This window comes from Mesorhizobium sp. M5C.F.Ca.IN.020.29.1.1, from assembly GCF_003997375.1.
GTDB lineage: Bacteria > Pseudomonadota > Alphaproteobacteria > Rhizobiales > Rhizobiaceae > Mesorhizobium > Mesorhizobium wenxiniae.
This window is the reverse complement of record NZ_RZSW01000730.1, coordinates 1-2,410: the sequence shown is the minus strand read 5'-3', so window position 1 is coordinate 2,410 and position 2,410 is coordinate 1. Positions and strand designations below refer to the sequence as shown.

The 2,410-nt window shown below is 62.1% G+C and carries 3 protein-coding genes; all 3 read left to right on the top strand.

All coding sequences use genetic code 11. The features are described 5' to 3' along the window. The coding region (locus EOA85_RS32805; protein ID WP_127212479.1) for a TOBE domain-containing protein at positions 1-538 on the top strand (538 nt) is incomplete at its 5' end. Between the two features lie 36 nt (positions 539-574). Continuing rightward, a complete protein-coding gene (locus EOA85_RS32800; RefSeq protein ID WP_127212478.1) occupies positions 575-1,900 on the top strand; it encodes an ABC transporter substrate-binding protein in 1,326 nt (441 codons plus the stop codon). Between the two features lie 108 nt (positions 1,901-2,008). Beyond that, positions 2,009-2,410 (top strand): sugar ABC transporter permease (locus tag EOA85_RS32795; protein WP_164760043.1); only part of this gene is annotated, 402 nt, incomplete at its 3' end.

Sequence of the window (2,410 nt, the reverse complement as noted above, 5' to 3'; positions counted from 1 at the left end):
GACCACGACGGTCTATGTCACCCACGACCAGATCGAGGCGATGACCATGGCCGACAAGATCGTGGTCATGCATGACGGCCTCGTTGAGCAGATCGGGCCGCCATTGGAACTCTACGACCGGCCGAACAATCTCTTCGTCGCCAGCTTCATCGGCTCGCCCGCCATGAACATGCTGAGGGGCGAAATCGCAACTGATGGCGGCTCATCGTCTTTTCGCGGCTCCGGGGGGATTTCCCTGCCGCTGGCCGCAGTACCTTCGATCGGCAGCGGCGAACAGGTGGTGCTGGGGATACGACCCGAGCATCTGCGGCTGTCCGACGAAGATGGCATTCCGGTCACCGTCGTGGTGGTCGAGCCGACCGGGTCGGAAGTGCAGCTCATCGGCCGGACGGCCGGCGGCGAAGAGATCGTCGCCAATTTCCGGGAGCGCCATTCCTTCACGCCGGGCGAGACCGTACGGCTGACTGCCGAGCCCGGCCTCATCCACCTCTTTCATCGCGAAACCGGGCAGCGCTTCGAAATGCGCACCCGGCAGTAAGAACCACCGCGAGGAAATAAACAGGAGGAGACGAGCATGAAATTCACCAGACGTGACGTGATCCGCACCACCGCCGGCGTGGCGGCGGGAGCCTTGGGAAGCCGGTTCGTCGGCTCTTCCGCCTTTGCCCAGGAGGGGTTGACATACAAGCCCGAAGACGGCGCAAAGCTGCGGATGCTGCGTTGGTCGCCCTTCGTGCAGGGCGATGAGGATCAATGGCTGGCTAACACCAAGCGGTTCACCGAGGCGACAGGCGTCGAGGTCCGTGTCGACAAGGAAAGCTGGGAGGACATTCGCCCCAAGGCGGCGGTTGCCGCCAATGTCGGCTCCGGTCCAGATCTGATGTTGGTCTGGTTCGACGACCCGCACCAATACCCCGACAAGTTGCACGACGTGACGGAACTGGGTGAGTATCTCGGCACGAAATACGGCGGCTGGCACGAAGGGCCAAAGCAATATGCGACGCGGGAGGGGAAATTCCTCGGCCTGCCTCTGGCCACCATCGGCAATGCCATCGTCTATCGGGAAAGCTGGGTGAAGGAGGCTGGCTTCTCGGAATTTCCGAAGGACACGGCGGGCTTCCTCGAGCTTTGCAAGGCGTTGCAGGCGAAGGGGCATCCGGCCGGCTTCACGCACGGCCATGGCGTCGGCGACGGCAACAACTATGCTCACTGGCTGCTTTGGAGCCATGGCGGCCAGATGGTCGACGAGAGCGGAAAGGTGACCATCAACAGCCCCGAGACGCTCAAGGCGATCGAATACGCGCAGGAGCTCTACAAGACCTTTATTCCCGGCACCGAAAGCTGGCTCGACGTGAACAACAACCGCGCCTTCCTGGCCGGCGAACTGGGCGTCATCGCCAACGGCATTTCCGTGTATAACACGGCCAAGACCAACAAGGACAATGATCCGAAACTGACTGAAATCGCCAAGGACATGCGCACGACCAGTCTGCCGATCGGTCCCGTCGGGAAATCGGTCGAGCTGTTCCAGGTGACCACGGCAGTGATCTTCGACTACACGCCCTATCCCAACGCAGCCAAGGCCTATCTGCAGTTCATGTTCGAGGAACAGCAAATGGCGGAGTGGATTACCTCCTCGGCCGCCTACTGCTGCCAGACACTCAAAGCCTTCGACAACAATCCGGTCTGGACGGCCGACCCGAACAATGCTGCCTACGCCAAGGCCTCGGCGACGCTGCGTCCCAACGGCTATGCTGGGCCGCTCGGCTACGCCTCGGCGGCGACCATGGCCGACTATGTCCTGGTCGACATGTTCGCCAAGGCCGTGACGGGCCAGGCGACGGCGCAGGAGGCGATGGAAGAGGCGGAGAAACGCGCCAACCGGTACTATCGCGTTTGATCACAGCCGAGCCGGGCAGCCGCGACCGCGCTGCCCGGTCTGGTTCCTGAAATCGTGTGGCGGCCACTCAGGGCCACCATGCCAGCAGACCTTATGAGGAGCCGTCGCATGGCCGTGTCGTCCGCTGCCGTTCAGCCGCGTCCGTCGATCCCTTCGCGGATCCTGTCGTTTCTTGCCGACAGCCGGAACGCGCTTGGCTTCGGCTTCATGCTGCCGGCGGCAGCGCTGCTGCTGGTCTTTCTGACCTATCCGCTGGGACTCGGCATCTGGCTCGGCTTCACGGATGCCCGCATCGGCCGCCCCGGTATCTTCATCGGCACCGAAAACTACCAATATTTGTGGGATGACGCCGTCTTTTGGCTCTCCGTATTCAACACCTTGCTCTACACAATAAGCGCCTCGATCCTGAAGTTCGCGCTCGGCCTCTGGCTGGCGCTTATCCTCAATCAGAACCTTCCCTTCAAATCGTTCTTCCGCGCGATCGTCCTGCTGCCGTGGGTGGTGCCGACG